This is a genomic window from Cupriavidus pauculus (assembly GCF_003854935.1).
GTDB classification, from domain to species: Bacteria; Pseudomonadota; Gammaproteobacteria; order Burkholderiales; family Burkholderiaceae; genus Cupriavidus; species Cupriavidus pauculus_C.
Genome location: NZ_CP033969.1, coordinates 3,088,824 through 3,102,088 on the forward strand (window position 1 = coordinate 3,088,824; position 13,265 = coordinate 3,102,088).

Here is a 13,265-nt window from a genome sequence, read left to right on the forward strand (position 1 = left end):
GCAAATGTCCCAACATTACTGCTAGTGTTCGCCATACCGATTTTTCATAGAAGCGACCGGCCCGATACGAGGCAGGCGCCACCGCCGTCCGGGCCGGCCAAAGCACCGGCCCAAGAAGTGTCCCAGGCGGCAGCACCCTAATAGGGAGACCTGAGCAAATGCAGCCCAAAGCACTCGAAATTCACGAGCCCGTCGTGCTCTCGCTCGTCGATGCGGTCACCGCATGGCAGGGCGCCCTCGACCAGACCCTGAGCGATTCGGGGCTGACCTACCCCAAATGGCTGTTGCTGCGTGCCATCCGGCTTGGCGATTTCACGCGCGGCGAGCCCTGCCAGGGCGCCATCTTCCTGGACGTGCCGCAGACCGAGCGGCTGCTGCGCGAGCTGCATGCCGATGGCTGGATCGACTTCCCGGCCGACGGCACGCCGCATATCGCCGCCGATGCCTGCCCGCGCCTGGAGCGCGCCGCCCAGGCCGTGCGCGCGCTGCATTCGGTGTCCGTGGGCCAGTTGGCCCCGGCCGAGCGCGCCGCGCTGACCAGCCTGCTGCATCGCATGACCACCACGCTCGAAGACCACGCGGCGCGCCACACCCGCCGCGCCGCGCGCGACGCCCACGAACTCTCGCTGATCGTCTCCGACCAGGCCAGCCGCAGCGCGCGGCAGGCCCTGGCCGCCTGACACGCGCCCGCCCGCTTCTTCCCGCCGCACCGAGACGCCCCGCCCAGCGGGGCGTCGCCGTTTTGTCGCACCGGCGCCTCAAATCTTTCCTACAGTGTGAGGATGCACCGGCACACCACCGAGAATGACCGAGGAGACGCCATGCCCCCGGAAAACGAAGAAAAGGTCGCGCAACTGCTGGAGGATCTGGTCGCATTCGCGCGCGAGCGTCTGCCCGCCGCCACCTTCGCCATCGTCGAGCCGCTGTTTCGCCATTACTACGACCTGGCCGATGCCGAGGACCTGCTGGCGCGCGACGTGGCCGACCTGTACGGCGCCGTGATGGCGCACTGGCAGACGGCCCAGAAGTTCGTGCCCGGCGCCGCGCGGCTGCGCGTCTACAACCCGAACCTCGAAGAGCACGGCTGGCACTCGGACCACACGATCATCGAGATCGTCAACGACGACATGCCGTTCCTGGTCGATTCGGTGACGATGGAAATCAACCGCCACGGCCTGACGCTGCATTCGGCCATCCACCCGGTGTTCCGCATCTGCCGCGACGCGCGCGGCGCCATCGAGAGCATCGGCCTGGGCGGCACCGAGGCCAGCACCGACAGCTGCCGGCTGGCCTCGTTCATCCACTTCGAGGTGGACCGCACCGGCGACGCCACGCGGCTCGACGCGCTGCGGCTGGGCATCGCCGCGGCGCTGGGCGACGTGCGCGCGGCCGTGGAAGACTGGCCGCGCATGCGGCAGATCGCGCAGGAAACCGTTGCCGGCATGGCCCGCGCGGCCGACGCCAGCTCGCCCGAAGCCACCGAGGCGCGTGCGTTCCTGGAATGGATGCTCGACGACCATTTCACGTTCCTGGGCCAGCGCGACTACGAACTGGTGGCGCGCGACGGCCAGTATTTCCTGCGCGGCGAGCCGGGGTCGGGCACGGGCATCCTGCGCGAGGCGCTGCGCGATCCCGGATCGGACGACCTGACGCCGCTGCCGCCGGCCGCGCGCGCGATCATCGAGGGCGCGTCGCCGATCTTCATCACCAAGGCCAACTCGCGCGCCACGGTCCATCGCCCCGGCTACCTGGACTACGTGGGCGTCAAGCTGCTCGATGCCGACGGCAAGCTGTTCGGCGAACGGCGCTTCGTGGGGCTGTACACGTCCACGGCCTACATGGTCAGCACCAGCGAGATCCCGCTGATCCGACGCAAGTGCGCCAACATCCTGGCCCGCGCCGGCTTTCTGACCAAGGGCCACCTGTACAAGTCGCTCGTGACCATCCTGGAGCAGTATCCGCGCGACGAACTGTTCCAGGCCGACGAGGACGAGCTGGCCGAGATCACGCTGGGCATCCTGCGCCTGCAGGAACATCAGCGCACAAGGCTGTTCGTGCGGCGCGACCGCTTCGACCGCTTTATCTCGTGCCTGGTCTTCGTGCCGCGCGACAAGTACAACACCGACCTGCGCCAGCGCATTCAGAAGCTGCTGGTGGAGTCGTTCAACGGCACGAGTTGCGAATTCACGCCGCAGCTATCCGAATCGCCGCTGGCCCGCATCCAGCTGACCGTACGCGGCGAGCCCGGCACCATGCCCGAGGTCGACACGCGCGAGCTGGAACAGAAGATCGTGCAGGCCACGCGCCGCTGGCAGGACGACCTGGCGCAGGCGCTGCACGACAGCCGGGGCGAGGAACAGGGCAACCGCCTGCTGCGCCGCTACGGCGACTCGTTCCCGGCCGGCTTCCGCGAGGACTACCCGGCCCGCACCGCCGTGCGCGACATCGCGCTGATGGAACACGCGCGGCAGCACCCCAGCGGGCTGGCGATGAACTTGTACCGGCCCATCGAGGCCGCGCCGGGCGCGTTCCGCTTCAAGGTGTTCCGCGCCGGCGAGCCCATTGCGCTGTCCGCCAGCCTGCCGATGCTGGAGCACCTGGGCGTGCGCGTGGACGAGGAGCGGCCGTACCTGATCGAGCCCGAGGGCGGCGAGCCGGTCTGGATTCACGATTTCGGGCTGGAGATTGCGGCGGACCCAGACGGCCGGCCGCTGGACGTCGAGATCGAGAAGATCAAGCCGCTGTTCGAAGATGCCTTCGCGCGGGCCTGGAACGGCGAGATCGAGAGCGACGACTTCAACCGGCTGGTGCTGCGCGCGGGCCTGTCCGCGCGCGACGTGACGATCCTGCGCGCCTACGCCAAATACCTGCGCCAGGTGGGCTCCACGTTCAGCAACGCCTATATCGAGCGCGCGCTGACGGCCAACCCCGGCATCGCGGCCATGCTGGTGTCGCTGTTCCACGCGCGCTTCGACCCGGCCACGGCCCGGCCGGACGGGCCGGCGGACCAGCGCGGCCAGAAATGGCTGGCCGAGATCGAGGCCGCGCTCGACAAGGTGCCGAACCTGGACGAGGACCGCATCCTGCGGCTGTTCCTGAACGTGATTGGCGCCACGGTGCGGACCAACTACTTCCATCGCGGCGCCGACGGCCAGCCGCGCCCGTACGTGTCGTTCAAGTTCAACCCGGCGCTGGTGCAGGGCCTGCCCGAGCCGCGCCCGATGTTCGAGATCTGGGTCTACTCGCCGCGCGTGGAAGGCGTGCACCTGCGCGGCGGCCGCGTGGCGCGTGGCGGGCTGCGCTGGTCCGACCGCCGCGAGGACTTCCGCACCGAGGTGCTGGGCCTGATGAAGGCGCAGATGGTCAAGAACACGGTGATCGTGCCGGTGGGCTCCAAGGGCGGCTTCGTCGTCAAGCGCCCGCCCCCGCCCACCGACCGCGACGCCTTCCTGGCCGAGGGCGTGGCCTGCTACCAGACCTTCCTGCGCGGCCTGCTGGACCTGACCGACAACCTCGTGTCCGGCGAACTGGTGCCGCCGCCCGACGTGGTGCGCCACGACGAGAACGACCCGTACCTGGTGGTGGCGGCCGACAAGGGCACGGCCACGTTCTCGGACTACGCCAACGCCATCTCGGCCGAATACGGCTTCTGGCTGGACGACGCCTTCGCGTCGGGCGGATCGGTCGGCTACGACCACAAGAAGATGGGCATCACCGCGCGCGGCGCGTGGGAAAGCGTCAAGCGCCACTTCCGCGAGATGGGCGTCGATATCCAGAGCACGCCGTTCACGGTGGTAGGCGTGGGCGACATGTCCGGTGACGTGTTCGGCAACGGCATGCTGCTGTCGCCCCACATCAAGCTGCTGGCCGCGTTCGACCATCGCCACATCTTCCTGGACCCCGATCCCGATCCGGCCACGAGTCTGGCCGAGCGCCAGCGGCTGTTCGACCTGCCCCGCTCCAGCTGGGCCGACTACGACACCGCGCTGATCTCGGCCGGCGGCGGCGTATTCCCGCGCACGGCCAAGACCATCCCGCTGTCGCCGCAGGTGCAGGCGGCGCTGGGCATCCAGGCCGCCACGCTGTCGCCCAACGAGCTGATGCACGCCATCCTGGCCGCGCCGGTGGACCTGCTCTACAACGGCGGCATCGGCACCTACGTCAAGGCCAGCACCGAGACGCACCTGCAGGCCGGCGACCGCTCCAACGACGCCATCCGCGTCAACGGCAGCGACCTGCGCTGCAAGGTGGTGGGCGAAGGCGGCAACCTGGGCTTCACGCAGCTTGGCCGCATCGAGTTCGCGCGCAATGGCGGCCGGATCAACACCGATGCCATCGACAACTCGGCCGGCGTGGACTGCTCCGACCACGAGGTCAACATCAAGATCCTGCTGGGCCTGGTGGTGGCCGACGGCGAGATGACCGAGAAGCAGCGCAACGCGCTGCTGGCCGAGATGACCGACGAAGTGGGCCTGCTGGTGCTGGAAGACAACTACTTCCAGACCCAGGCGCTGTCCGTGGCCAACCGCGAGGCGCCCACGCTGCTCGACGCCGAGGCGCGGCTGATCCGCTGGCTGGAACGCGCCGGCCGCCTGAACCGGCCGCTCGAATTCCTGCCCGCCGACGACGAGATCGCCCAGCGCAAGGCGCTGAACCAGGGGCTGACGTCGCCCGAGCGCGCCGTGCTGCTGGCCTACAGCAAGATGTGGCTGTACGACGAGTTGCTGGCCTCCGACCTGCCCGAAGACGCGCTCGTGGCCAACCTGCTGGTCGACTACTTTCCCAAGCCGCTGCAGGCGCGCCACGCGGCGGCCATGACGCGCCACCCGCTGCGCCGCGAGATCCTGGCCACGCACCTGACCAACATGCTCGTGAACCGCATCGGCGCCACGTTCGTGCACCGGCTGATGGAGGAAACCGACGCGCGTCCGGCCGACATCGTGCGCGCCTGCCTGCTGGCGCGCGACGTGTTCGGGCTGACCGCGCTCTGGCAGCGCATCGACGCGCTGGACAACCACGTGGACGACGCCATCCAGGCGCGCATGTTCGGCGCGCTGGGCCGGCTGCTGGAACGGGCGACGCTATGGTTCGTGCGCTACCTGCGCGGCGGCGGCACCGTGGATGCCGGCGCCACCCGCTTCACCGAGGCCGCGCAGTGGCTGTTCCCGCAGCTCGCGGCGCTGCTGCCGCCGGAGACGTCACAGGCGATGGCCGATGCCGCGCTGTCGCTGACCGAGGCCGGCGTGGACGACGACCTGGCCCTGCGCGTGGCGGCCAGCGACAACGCGGCCGCCGCGCTGGACATCGCCGAGGTGGCGGCGTCGTGCCAGCGCAGCCTGGCCGCTGTGGCGGCCGTCTACTTCGCGCTCGATACGGACCTGAACTTCGGCTGGCTGCGCGAACGCGCGCTGTCGCTGCCGTCGGACACGCACTGGGACTTGCTGGCGCGTACCACGACGCTGGAAGACCTGGGCCGGCTCAAGCGCGCGCTGACCACGAGCGTGCTGGCGCAGGCGCACGACGGCGAGGACGCCTCGGCGCTGATCGACCACTGGCGCGGCAGCCGCCAGACCGCGCTGGACCGCTACGCGCAGATGCTGGCCGACCAGCGCGCATCGGGCGTGTCGGGCGCGGCCGGGCTGTCGATGCTGTCTGTGGCGGTCAGGGAGATCGGGCTGCTGGACCGGGCTTGATGGGGCTTGATGGGGCTTGATGGGGCTTGATGGGGCTTGGGAGGGCTTGATAAGGCTTGGGAGGCAAGCAGGACGGCCGGGCAGGCCGCGCGGCGGCGGCCCGGGCCTCAGTCGTCGTCGATGACGTCGTCGTCGTCGATGTCGCGCAGCGGCGGCGCGTCGTCGCCGTCGTCCATCAGGTCGTCGTCGGCGCCATCGCCGCGCGCGCGGAATTCCAGCCCCAGGCGCAGGAAGAGCTCGAACGCATCGGCCAGCAGGTGTTTCTGACGCGGCAGCAGGCTGGCATACGGCATGTCGTAGATCGACTGGTGCGTGCCCCGCGCGCCCTTGAGCCCGCGGTCACGTGCGATGTCAGACAGCAGCGCGGCAAAGCCCGAGAGATCCTCCGCGGCCAGCGCGGTGTTCAGCACACGGGCGATGACCTGGGAGGATGCGCCCGCCCAGCCAATGACTTCGGCATTGGAGGCGGAATCGTGGGAGATGTCGCTAATGTCCATGATTGTCTTAACGGTACGAGACCGCGCAGCCTTGAGGCGACAATCGCGACAACACGTTTCGCGGTTGACGTTGCCCCTCTTGCGCGGGGACGTCAGTGCCGTTTTCGGCCGCGCGGCGGCGGCGGGCCGGGCCGGCGCGCCGGGGCGCTGGGGGCAGGTGCGTGCGACACCTGCCGATACCGTGGCGCACCATCGGGCCCGGGGCGGGCCTCCAGCGGGTTACGCGCGCCGCACAGCGGACAACGGAACAGCGGGCCCTGGCCCTCGTTCCTGATTTCCACCTCGTCGGGCGACCACTGCGCACCGCAAGGCTGGTTCTGGCAAACAAACATCATGGACTCCGGATGAAGCGAGTCATCGTACCACGCGGGTCTCCCGCATCACACCGCGCGCGTGTCTGAAACACGCCCCACGTCGGCGGGATGGCGTGGCGGCATCGATGCCACGCCGGCGCGCCTAGCCGTTGTTCTGGATCCAGTGGCGCGCCCACGCGCCGGCAGCGAGCCGCGCTTCGCCGGCCGTCAGAAACGTGGACGGCGGGCCGCCCGCTTCCTGCACGACGGCGCCGGCCTCCCAGATATCGCACCACGCGCGATAGCGCTCCGGACCCAGCGCCTGCCAGAACAGATGGACGACGAAGCCACGGTACTCGAACATGTCGGCCCCGCCATCGGTCTCGCGCGATGCCGCCGCCGGCCGCGAAGTGCCAGCGCGCGGGTCGGTGGACCCGGCCTCGGCCTCCGCGCCGCCCTGCGCGCCCGCGCGACGCGCATGCTGGCTGCCCAGCAGCGCGCATAACCCGGCCGTGATGGCGCCGGTCAGCAAACCCGCCGCAAACCAGCACGCCCTGCTCTCGCGTTCCACCATGCGTCGCCTCCGCTTCGGGTCGTCTCTGCGATGTCGAGATGCGCCGGAGATCGGCGGTTCCTACAGGTCAGGTTATACCAATCCGGCACCCGGACAGGCGGCAGGCGCCGCCATGTCGACCAGACCCGACTTTGCGCGCCCGGCGCGGCGAGCATTTTGAGAATCGGGCACGTGCAAGGCGGCAGCGGCGTGGCTATACTACTGTACGTTTATACAGTATCCGCCTGACTACGCCTTCCGACCCATTTCGACCCCTGTCCACCCCATGCCCGCCTATCAAGCCGCCTCGATCCTGCTGGAAGCCCATTACTTCGGCGACGACGCCGAGCTGCTGCGCCTGCCCTGTGACCGCGTCACCGTGCAGGCGGGCGCCATTGTCGTCGACGGCCTGGAGACCCGATATCTGCGCAATCTGCGCTGGACGCCCGACTACCTGTCGTTCGAGGCCGGCGGCGACCGCCATCGCTACCCGGTAAGCCGCCCTGCCGTGGTCGGGCCGCAGGCCGCCCGCTTCGCGCTGCTCTAGGCTGTCGGGGTGGGGAGTGGAAACCCTAGCGCCCGGCCGCGCGCAGCGCGAACGTCAGCGTGGTGCCGGCGGGCCGGTCCACGAGCCGTACCTGGCTGCCGTTGAGCTGCAACATGCGCTGGACGATCAGCAGGCCCAGGCCGCCGCCGCGATGCGCGCCGCCCGACGGGAACGGCCGCTGGAAGATCGACTCGCGCAGCGCGGGCGGGATGCCCGGCCCCGTGTCGCTGACCGTGACGGCGACGTTGCCGTCCTGGGCCGCGAGGTCGATCTCGACCGTGCCGCCGGCCGGCGTGTGGCGGATGGCGTTGTCGAGCAGATTGGTCAGCACCCGCTCGATCATGCCGAGGTCGGCCGAGACGGCTGGCAGCGCCGGCGGCACGCCCGCGCGCAGTTGCAGGTGCTTGGCCTCGGCCGGCAGCGCGAATTTTTCGAGCACGTCCTGCGTGAGGTCGACCATCGAGAAGGTCTCCGGCACCGCCTGGACCATGCCGTGCTCCAACCGCGCCAGCTCGAACAGCGACTGGGCCAGCCCGCCGACCTTGGCGCTCTGCGCCAGCGCAATCGCCAGATACCGCTGGCGTTCGTCGGCGCTGAGGCTGTCGGCCTTGACCGAGAGCGTTTCCAGATAGCCGTGCAGGGATGTCAGCGGCGTGCGCAGGTCGTGCGAGATATTGGCCACCATCTCGCGGCGCTCCTGATCCTGCTGCTTCAGGGCCCGCCACTGGCTGTCGATGCGCGCCGACATCTGGCGAAACGCCGATTCCAGCGCGGCCATTTCATCGCGTGTCCCGTCGCGTGTCCCGTCGTGGGCATCGTCCCGGGGCGTCGGCGGCGGCACGGCCGGCGGGGCGTCGGCGCTGCCCGCGCCACCGGCCGACTCGAACTGCCGGATCTCGTGGGTCAGCCGCCGCAGCGGGCGCGTGATCAGCGCAAAGGCGACCAGGCCGGCGATCAGGCCCAGCCCGGCCACCAGCGCCATCGACCACAACGTGGTGCGCATGACCGCGTCCTGCGACGCGCGGGCGGCCAGCTTGTCGTGCGCCTCGCCCATCAGCACGACGTAGATGTAGCCGCCCTGCCGCAGCGGCGCGGCGCTGAACACCTTGCGGCCGGACGCGCTGCGCGGGTCGTCGCCCAGGATCGGCAGCGCCCCGCCGTCGATCAGCTTCCTGACCGGGGCCAGGTCGACGTGGTCGCGCAGCAGGTGGCCGCTTGGCGCGTCGTGGCCGCGGATGCGGCCCGTGTCGTCGAGCAGGTACACCTCGACGCTCGGATTGACGACCATCAGCTGGCCGAACAGTTGCCGCAGGGCCTGCGGCGCGATGGCGCTCTGGTCCTCCAGCAGCGCATTGCGGGCGATGTAGGCGGCCAGCCCGCGCGACAGGCTCTGCACGACTTCCTTCTCGTGCATCGTGTTGGCGCGCACCTGCAGCCAGGCCGACGCCCCGCAGCACGCCAGCAGCAGCGCGGCGAAGACGGCCGACAGGCGCTGGGTCAGGGACAGGTTCACGATCCGCCCTCCCCGCCTTCCGGCCCGGCCGCCGGGTCCGCCACGAAGCGGTAGCCACGCCGCCAGACCGTCAGGATGCGCCGGGGCTGGGCCGGGTCTGCCTCGATCTTGGTGCGCAGCCGGTTGATATGGGTGTTGACCGTGTGCTCGTAGCCCTCGTGCTGGTAGCCCCAGACCGCGTTGAGCAGGTCCATGCGCGAGAACACTTGGTCCGGGTGCCGCGCGAAGTAGTACAGCAGGTCGAACTCGCGCGGCGTCAGGTCCAGGCGCCGGCCATCGACCGATGCCTGGCGCGCCAGCGGGTCGATCGCCAGCCCGGCCAGGTCCAGGCTGCCCGCGTCGGCGCGCACGTCGCGCGCCATCGCCTCCACGCGGCGCAGCAGCGCCTTGACGCGCGCCACCAGCTCCAGCACCGAGAACGGCTTGGCCAGGTAGTCGTCGGCGCCCAGTTCCAGGCCCAGGATGCGGTGGACCTCGCTGGAGCGCGCGCTGGTGATGATGATCGGCGTATAGCGCGTCATGGCGCGGGCGCGGCGGCAGATCTCCAGGCCGTCGACGCCGGGCAGCATCAGGTCCAGCACCAGCGCATCCCAGCCGCCCTGCTCCAGCAGCCGCAGGCCCTCGGCGCCGTCGGCGCTGTGCACCACCTCGTAGCGCTCGTCGCGCAGGTGCATGGCCAGCACGTTGGCAATGCCGGCATCGTCCTCGACCAGCAGGATCCGTTTCGGTTGTTCCATGTTGCACCCCGTGGCAGGGGTCTCGGGAATGGGATAGGTGTCGCTATTGTGCAGAATTCCGGCCGGCCAGTTATCACGAATTGTTTAAGGTTTGGCGAGGACTCCGAGACGCCCCGTTGCCTACCATCCGATCAATCCCTCAATCCTTCTCGATCACGGAGTCCATCATGCGCATCACCCGACGCTTCCTGCTGTCCGGCGGCACGCTGGCCGCGGCCGTGGCCACCGTGGGCGGCTGGCGCCTGCTGGCCGGCCCCGCCGCCGTGGCGGCCACCCCCGGGCAGGCCCCCGCCCGGTTCGACGTCACGCTGAGCGACGCCGAATGGCGGCGCAAGCTGACGCCGGCCCAGTACAACGTGCTGCGCCAGGAAGGCACCGAACGGCCGTACAGCAGCCCGCTCAACGACGAGCACCGCAAGGGCGTCTTTGCCTGCGCGGGCTGCCAGCGCGACCTGTTCTCGTCGAACACCAAGTTCGACAGCGGCACCGGCTGGCCCAGCTTCTGGGCGCCGCTGGCCGGCGCGGTGGGCACCACGCAGGACGTGTCGTTCGGCATGATCCGCACGGCCGTGCATTGCAGCCGCTGCGGCGGCCACCTGGGCCACGTGTTCGACGACGGCCCCAAGCCCACCGGGCAGCGCTACTGCATGAACGGCGTCGCCATGACCTTCCGGCCCGTGCCGGCCTGATCCCCCGCTGCCACGGAGTCCATCGCCATGTTGCTGCTGATACTTGCCTACCTGGGCGGGGTCCTGACGATCCTGAGTCCCTGCATCCTGCCCGTGCTGCCCTTCGTCTTCGCGCGGGCCGACCAGCCTTTCGTGCGCAGCGGCCTGCCGCTGCTGGCGGGCATGGGCGTCACGTTCGCCGGCGTGGCGACGCTGGCCGCCGTGGGCGGCGGCTGGGTGGCGCAGGCCAACGAGTTCGGACGCTGGCTGGCCATCGCGCTGCTGGCGGTGTTTGGCCTGACGCTGCTGCTGCCCAGCCTGGCCGAGCGGCTGACCCAGCCGCTGGTCCGTGCGGGCAGCCGCCTGACCAACGCCGCGCAGGCCGACGGCCGCCCGGCCGGCCCGGCGTCGTCGTTCCTGCTGGGCATCGCCACGGGCCTGCTCTGGGCGCCATGCGCCGGGCCGATCCTGGGGCTGGTGCTGACCGGCGCGGCGCTGCAGGGCGCCAGCATCGGCACCACGCTGTTGCTGCTGGCCTATGCGGCCGGCGCGGCCACGTCGCTGGCGGTGGCGCTGCTGATCGGCGGGCGCGTGTTCGCGGCGATGAAGCGGTCGCTCGGTGCCGGGGAATGGATCCGGCGCGGCATCGGCGCGGCCATGCTGGTGGGCGTCGGCGCCATTGCGCTGGGGCTCGACACCGGCATCCTGACGCGGATCTCGACAGTGGCCACGGGCGGCCTGGAACAGCGACTGGTCGACACGTTCGCGGCACGCAAGCCTGACGCGGGCCCCGGCAACCCCGGCAGCGCGATGATGATGCAGGCCGCCGCCACCAATGCGATGGCGCCCAAGCCCGAGGCAGGCGGGTCGATGATGATGCGCGCGGCCGGCAACGCCGGGGCGTCGACGCTGCCGGTCGAGGGCACGTTCCCGGGCCTCGATGGCGCCGTGGCGTGGCTCAACTCGCCGCCGCTGACCGCCGAGGGCCTGCGCGGCAAGGTCGTGCTGGTCGATTTCTGGACGTACTCGTGTATCAACTGCCTGCGGTCGTTGCCCTACGTCAAGGCGTGGGCCGACAAGTACCGCGACCAGGGCCTTGTGGTAATCGGCGTGCACGCGCCCGAGTTCGCGTTCGAGCGCAACCTCGACAACGTGCGCAAGGCGACGAAGGACCTGGGCGTCACCTATCCGGTGGCAGTCGACAACAACTTTGCGATCTGGCGCGCGTTCCGCAACAACTACTGGCCGGCGCACTACTTCATCGATGCGCAGGGGCGCGTGCGCTTCCACCATTTCGGCGAGGGCGAGTACGACAAGTCCGAGGCCGTCATCCGCGCGCTGCTGGCCGAGGCCGGCCACGGCGCGGCGATGGAAAAGACCGCCATGGCCGCACCCGGCGCCATGCAGGGCGTGGAGATGGCGGCCGATGCGGGCGCGGTGCGGTCCCCGGAGACCTACGTCGGCTACGGCCGGGCCGAGAACTTTGCCTCGCCGGGCGGGCTGCGGCAGGACGCCAGCCGCGCCTATACGGCGCCGGCGCAGCCCGCGCTGAACCAGTGGGGCCTGGCGGGCCAGTGGAAGGTGGGCGAGGAGAACGCGACGCTGGTGCAGCCGGACGGCCGCATCGTCTATCGCTTCCACGCCCGCGACCTGCACCTGGTGCTGGGCCCGGGCAGCGACGGCAAGCCGGTGCGCTTCCGCGTGACGATCGACGGCCAGGCCCCGGGCGACGCGCACGGCACCGACGTGGCCGCCGACGGAACCGGCACCGTCACGGACCAGCGCCTTTACCAGTTGGTGCGCCAGGGTGGCGACATCCGCGACCGCACCTTCGCAATCGAATTCCTCGACCCCGGCGTGCAGGCCTACGCCTTTACGTTCGGCTGAGGCCCGCGCCCCACCTTGACGCCGACTACATTAGGAAAACAACCATGAAAGCGACCCCGAACACCTTGACCCTGCTGCAACGCTGGACCCGCCCCACCACGCTCAAGATGATGGGCCTGGCCATGCTGGCGGCCGTGGCCACCACCTGGCGCGTGCCCGCCCTGTCCGCTGAGGACGCCGTGCGCATTCCCGCGCCAACCGTCGACGAGAAGGCCGACGCGAGCCATAGCGCCACGGCCATCTTTGCCGGCGGCTGTTTCTGGGGGGTGCAGGGGGTGTTCCAGCATGTACGCGGCGTAACACTCGTCACATCCGGTTACGCCGGCGGCGCGGCCAATACCGCGCAGTACGAAAAGGTGGGCACGGGCCGCACGGGGCACGCGGAGTCCGTCGAGGTGCGCTATGACCCCACGCAGATCAGCTACGGCAAGCTGCTGCAGATTTTCTTCTCGGTGGCGCACAATCCGACCCAGCTCAACTACCAGGGCCCGGACCACGGCACGCAGTATCGTTCGGCAATCTTTCCGCTGACGGCCGAGCAGAAGCGCATCGCCGACGCCTACATCGCCCAGCTTGGCGCGGCCAAGGCGTATACGTCGCCAATCGTCACGCGCGTGGAGCCCGGCAAGCCGTTCTATGCGGCCGAAAGCTATCACCAGGACTATCTGACGCGGAACCCCAACGACATGTACATCGTCTTCAACGACCTGCCGAAGATCGGCAACCTGAAGAAGATGTTCCCGGACGTCTATCGGAACGATCCGGTGCTGGTATCGGGCGCCAAGACGGCCAGGTGAGGCGCGGGCCGTTCACTCCAGCAGCCGGACGGCCGCCGTCACTACCCATCCCGCGGCCACGCAGGCCCCAATCCAGCCAA

General features: G+C 70.0%; 10 protein-coding genes. 6 read left to right on the forward strand and 4 right to left on the reverse strand.

What is annotated here, in order from left to right; genetic code table 11:
- Positions 1–158: 158 nt before the first annotated feature.
- Both EHF44_RS15610 and EHF44_RS15615 read left to right on the forward strand, forming a co-directional pair.
- Complete coding sequence (locus tag EHF44_RS15610) at positions 159–680, forward strand: MarR family transcriptional regulator (protein ID WP_124684495.1); 522 nt, start codon at positions 159–161, stop codon at positions 678–680.
- A 141-nt stretch (positions 681–821) separates the two neighbouring features.
- Entirely contained in the window at positions 822–5,693 is a 4,872-nt protein-coding gene (locus EHF44_RS15615; RefSeq protein WP_124684496.1) for an NAD-glutamate dehydrogenase, read from the forward strand.
- 107 nt (positions 5,694–5,800) lie between these two features.
- On the opposite strand, the gene EHF44_RS15620 is transcribed toward EHF44_RS15615, so the two are convergent.
- Both EHF44_RS15620 and EHF44_RS15630 read right to left on the reverse strand, forming a co-directional pair.
- Positions 5,801–6,190 (reverse strand): hypothetical protein, encoded by a 390-nt coding sequence (locus EHF44_RS15620; RefSeq protein ID WP_124684497.1) that lies wholly within the window; start codon positions 6,188–6,190, stop codon positions 5,801–5,803.
- A 456-nt stretch (positions 6,191–6,646) separates the two neighbouring features.
- A complete protein-coding gene (locus EHF44_RS15630; RefSeq protein WP_124684498.1) occupies positions 6,647–7,057 on the reverse strand; it encodes a hypothetical protein in 411 nt (136 codons plus the stop codon).
- Between the two features lie 265 nt (positions 7,058–7,322).
- Between EHF44_RS15630 and EHF44_RS15635 the strand changes: the two genes are divergently transcribed.
- Positions 7,323–7,583 carry a hypothetical protein gene (locus EHF44_RS15635; protein ID WP_124684499.1) on the forward strand — a complete coding sequence of 87 codons (261 nt, stop codon included), beginning with the start codon at positions 7,323–7,325 and terminating at the stop codon, positions 7,581–7,583.
- Positions 7,584–7,608: 25 nt separating this feature from the next.
- Here the strand turns inward: EHF44_RS15635 and EHF44_RS15640 are convergent, their stop codons facing one another.
- Entirely contained in the window at positions 7,609–9,096 is a 1,488-nt protein-coding gene (locus EHF44_RS15640) for a sensor histidine kinase (RefSeq protein WP_124684500.1), read from the reverse strand.
- Positions 9,093–9,833, reverse strand: a complete 741-nt coding sequence (locus tag EHF44_RS15645) for a response regulator transcription factor (protein ID WP_124684501.1) — start codon at positions 9,831–9,833, stop codon at positions 9,093–9,095. Before EHF44_RS15645 ends, EHF44_RS15640 begins: the two co-directional genes overlap by 4 nt.
- A gap of 167 nt (positions 9,834–10,000) precedes the next feature.
- Between EHF44_RS15645 and msrB the strand changes: the two genes are divergently transcribed.
- From msrB to msrA, 3 genes are read left to right on the forward strand one after another with little or no spacing between them, the layout of a single operon-like run.
- Entirely contained in the window at positions 10,001–10,522 is a 522-nt protein-coding gene (gene msrB, locus EHF44_RS15650) for a peptide-methionine (R)-S-oxide reductase MsrB (RefSeq protein ID WP_124684502.1), read from the forward strand.
- 27 nt (positions 10,523–10,549) lie between these two features.
- Positions 10,550–12,388: a cytochrome c biogenesis protein DipZ gene (locus EHF44_RS15655; protein ID WP_124684503.1), complete on the forward strand. Its 1,839-nt coding sequence runs from the start codon at positions 10,550–10,552 to the stop codon at positions 12,386–12,388.
- A gap of 44 nt (positions 12,389–12,432) precedes the next feature.
- Positions 12,433–13,185 (forward strand): peptide-methionine (S)-S-oxide reductase MsrA, encoded by a 753-nt coding sequence (msrA, locus tag EHF44_RS15660; protein ID WP_124684504.1) that lies wholly within the window; start codon positions 12,433–12,435, stop codon positions 13,183–13,185.
- Positions 13,186–13,265 lie beyond the last annotated feature (80 nt).